At 62.9% G+C, this 3,556-nt stretch carries 6 protein-coding genes; 1 reads left to right on the top strand and 5 read right to left on the bottom strand.

All coding sequences use genetic code 11. From position 1 onward, the window contains the following. Positions 1-43 precede the first annotated feature (43 nt). Positions 44-679 (bottom strand): response regulator transcription factor, encoded by a 636-nt coding sequence (locus tag FXB38_RS42175; protein ID WP_148756727.1) that lies wholly within the window; start codon positions 677-679, stop codon positions 44-46. Positions 680-855: 176 nt separating this feature from the next. On the opposite strand from FXB38_RS42175, the gene FXB38_RS42170 reads away from it, so the two are divergent. After that, on the top strand, positions 856-1,158 hold the full coding sequence (locus FXB38_RS42170; RefSeq protein ID WP_148756726.1) for a hypothetical protein: 303 nt from the start codon (positions 856-858) through the stop codon (positions 1,156-1,158). 54 nt (positions 1,159-1,212) lie between these two features. On the opposite strand, the gene FXB38_RS42165 is transcribed toward FXB38_RS42170, so the two are convergent. The 4 genes from FXB38_RS42165 to FXB38_RS42150 form a co-directional block, all read right to left on the bottom strand. Further along, a complete protein-coding gene (locus FXB38_RS42165) occupies positions 1,213-1,716 on the bottom strand; it encodes a response regulator (RefSeq protein ID WP_148756725.1) in 504 nt (167 codons plus the stop codon). A 142-nt stretch (positions 1,717-1,858) separates the two neighbouring features. Beyond that, positions 1,859-2,176, bottom strand: a complete 318-nt coding sequence (locus FXB38_RS42160) for a PilZ domain-containing protein (protein WP_128963451.1) — start codon at positions 2,174-2,176, stop codon at positions 1,859-1,861. 2 nt (positions 2,177-2,178) lie between these two features. Then, complete coding sequence (locus FXB38_RS42155) at positions 2,179-3,048, bottom strand: CheR family methyltransferase (RefSeq protein WP_148756724.1); 870 nt, start codon at positions 3,046-3,048, stop codon at positions 2,179-2,181. 34 nt (positions 3,049-3,082) lie between these two features. Further along, positions 3,083-3,472 carry a response regulator gene (locus FXB38_RS42150; RefSeq protein ID WP_148756723.1) on the bottom strand — a complete coding sequence of 130 codons (390 nt, stop codon included), beginning with the start codon at positions 3,470-3,472 and terminating at the stop codon, positions 3,083-3,085. Positions 3,473-3,556 lie beyond the last annotated feature (84 nt).

Below are 3,556 nucleotides of genomic sequence, written 5' to 3'. Positions count from 1 at the left end.
CGCATCATTTCATGATGCACCACGTCCGGGGCACGAGACCATTTTACGACGCGCGCTGGGCCGCGGTCATCACGATGCGGATCAGATCGGCGGCATTGCGGGCGCCAAGCTTCTTCATGATGTTGGCGCGGTGATCCTCGATGGTGCGCGGGCTGATGCCGAGGGTGCGGCCGGCTTCCTTGTTGGAGGCACCGGCGGCGAACTGCTCGAGCACCTCGCGCTCCCTGCGGGTCAGCGGCTCGCGTCCGGGGAAATGCAGCGAGCCGAACTTCGGCGATGCGTTCTCCGACTGCCGGCGCGCATAGGCGCCGATCGCCTCGTCCAGCCGGCCGACGATCTCGCTGCCGCGGAACGGCTTCTCGATGAAGTCGAGCGCGCCGCTCTTGATGGCGCCCACCGCCATCGCAATGTCGCCCTGGCCGGAGATCATGAAGATCGGCGCGGGATAGTCTTCGCCGTGCAGCTCCTTGAGAATATCGAGGCCCGATTTTCCGGGAATGTGCACGTCGAGCAGCACGGCAGCCGGCGTGCGGCTTCGCGCGACGGAGAGCAGTGCTGCGCCGTCCGCAAAACAGATCACCTCATACCCCGACGCCTTCAACACCATCGACAGGGTGTCGCGAACAGCCGGGTCGTCATCGACCACGAAGATCTCACCACGGGAGGTTTGTTCGACCATGTGCCATGTCCATTCGCCAAGGCGATTGCCAAGTCCGTTCGGCGTTCAAGGACTCGCGTCCGCGCCTAACGTTATGGCTTTCGGCGCAGATTCGACCCACCCCGCATTTGTACGGGACATGAACTTAACGCACAAGTAGCGCCATGGTGCCTTATTGCGGGGGACGGAGAATATCCATGCTAAATTACGCCGGCACACCCCCGCTCGCCGCGATGGCTGAAACCGACAGCCGTCAGTTGATCACGGCCGAACTTCGCTCCCTGATCGCGCGCATCGAGATCAGTATGCGCCTGATCGACGCGGCGATGGAGCCGGATGACGATAGCGCTATCTTGAGCGCTATCTCGGGTTCCACCGAGATTGTCGTGCTCGACGACGTCACGCCCCGTTATGCCACGGCGAGCGCCGCCCTCAACGCCTGCCGGGCCGAGCTCGGCCGGGCCCTTCAGAAGCTGTCGGAATCTGGTAATCCGGACTAGGCAGCAATCAGCGCAGCCGATTTGCCGCAGCCGCTTGCATGGCAGCTCCGCGCCTCAGGCGCGGTGCCGCTCCACGATCGCGTCGGTCGCGACGCCGCCCCAGGTATGGATCGTCGGCAGCCCCATCGCCGTCTTGCCGAGATTGGCGAGGCTGATGCGCAGCGCCGCGAGATCCAACGGCTTCGGCAGGCTCTGAAGCTCGATCCCGACCGAGCGGGCGAAGCTGCGGGCGCCGCTGCGGCGCTTGCCGTCCATGCCGCTGATGACGATCACGGAGCCCGTGAATTTCGCCGCCGCCATCTCGCGCAGCACGTCGATGCCGTCGCCATCCTCCAGCACGAGATCGAGCGTCACGCAGTCGAAGCGCGCCGCGCGCAGCTTCTCGATGGCTTCCGCGACCGACGGCGCAACGACGACTTCGTGGCCGGCCTGCTTGGCGGCGACACTGATCAGGCTGCGCTGCGTGGCGTCGTCATCGACCACCAGGAGCTGAAGCGCGCGCCGTTCGGCGACGTCGGGAAGGTTTGACGGGATAGGGGAGAGAGAGCTTCTTGGCATGGCCGGACCCTGAAATTGCGACCTGTCATTGATACACGGTGCGCGCTTAGGCCACGTAAAGCCGGGCCTGCAAATTCGTTCGGATGTTTTCAGAAAATGTGAAGCAACGCCTCGGGAAGGAGCAACACGCTGCGTGTCGCGATCACGCCACCGCATCATGGCCGCTGGCCGCGCCGCGCTTCTTGCGATTCTTGCCGCGCAGGAACTGGATGTCCATCTCGGCGCCGTTGACGCGCACCAGCTCGCAGCGGCGATAGGCAAGGCCGGTGGACGACAGCAGCAGGAAGAACTCCTTGAGGTTCAATCCCTGGATCGAGCCTTCAACCGTGAGGATGGCATCGGTATCGGAAATCGCATTGAGGGTGCAGTCGCGCCGCCACGTGCCGTCGATAGCCATGATGCAGACATCATAGCCCCGACTGAATGTGACGCGCTCTGCGCCCTTGCCATCCTCGGCCATGCCTATCGCCCTGCCATCGCGGCCATCCGCGGCGCCGCGGCACCGGCCGCCGCAGCGGCACGCGGATCATTCGGCCTGTAGAGGCCACGACGATCGGCAATCGGCCTGAACGTATCGGTCAGTCCGACCACGGTCTCCGCAGCGCCGAGCACCATGAAGCCGTCGGGCTCGATCTGGCGGGCCAGGCGGTTGAAGATGTTGATCTTGGTGTCCTGATCGAAATAGATCAGCACGTTGCGGCAGAAGATGACGTCGAACGTACCGAGATGGGAGAAATCCTGCAGCAGATTGAGCTGCCGGTGCTGGATCATCGCCCGCAGATCGGGATTGACTTGCCAGGTCTCGCCGGTCTGCTTGAAATATTTCATCAACATCTGGATCGGCAGGCCGCGCTGCACCTCGAACTGGCTGTAGACGCCGGCCTTGGCCTTCTCCAGCACTTCCTGAGAAAGATCGGTCGCGATGATCTCGACGCGCCAGCCGGTCAGGCCCGCGCCCATCTCCTTCAGGGTCATCGCGAGCGAATAGGGCTCCTGCCCGGTCGAGCCTGCGGCGCACCAGATCCGCACGCTGCGGCGGCTGGCGCGGGCCTTGAGAACTTCCGGCATGATGGTGTCGCGGAAATGGTCGAACGGGACCTTGTCGCGGAAGAAGAAGGTCTCGTTCGTGGTCATGGCTTCGACCACGCTGGTGATCAGCGCGCTCGAGCCGCCTTGCAGCTTCTGCACCAGATCGGAGATACCGGAGAGCCCGGCCTTGCGCGCAAGCGGCAGCAGACGGCTTTCGATCAGATATTGCTTGTCGGCGGACAGATCGAGACCGGAGCGCTCTTTCAGCAACTTACGCAGATACTCGTAGTCGGGCGGATTCACAGGATACCTCTTGACGCTACTGGCAGGTGTATTTTCAGGCAGCTGTCTCTTCTTCGCGCTCGACCAGCCCGACCTCTTGGAACTTCGCCAACACGATTTCCTTGTCGAACGGCTTCATGATGTACTCGTTGGCACCGCCGCCCATCGCCTTGGTGATGTGGTCGATGCCGTTCTCGGTGGTGCAGAACACGACCTTGGGCTCTTCGCCACCGGGCATGCGGCGCAGCGTGCCCAGGAACTGGAAGCCATCCATGACGGGCATGTTCCAGTCGAGCAGGATGGCTTCCGGCATGGCCTTCTTGCAATGAACCAGCGCCTCGACGCCGTCTTCCGCTTCAATGACTTGAAAGCCCAGCGCTTCGACGATGCGACGGGCGACCTTGCGAACGATGCTGGAATCGTCAACCACCAAACAGGTCTTCATCTTCGTTCTCCGGCTCTAAATGTCTTTCGTGAAAGTTCAGGCAGCCATTTGCACTTCGGTCGTGAGCTCGAGGACGCGATCGAC

The organism is Bradyrhizobium cytisi (assembly GCF_008123515.1).
GTDB lineage: Bacteria > Pseudomonadota > Alphaproteobacteria > Rhizobiales > Xanthobacteraceae > Bradyrhizobium > Bradyrhizobium cytisi.
The sequence above is the reverse complement of the archived record's forward strand: the minus strand, read 5'-3'. Positions and strand labels throughout refer to the sequence as shown.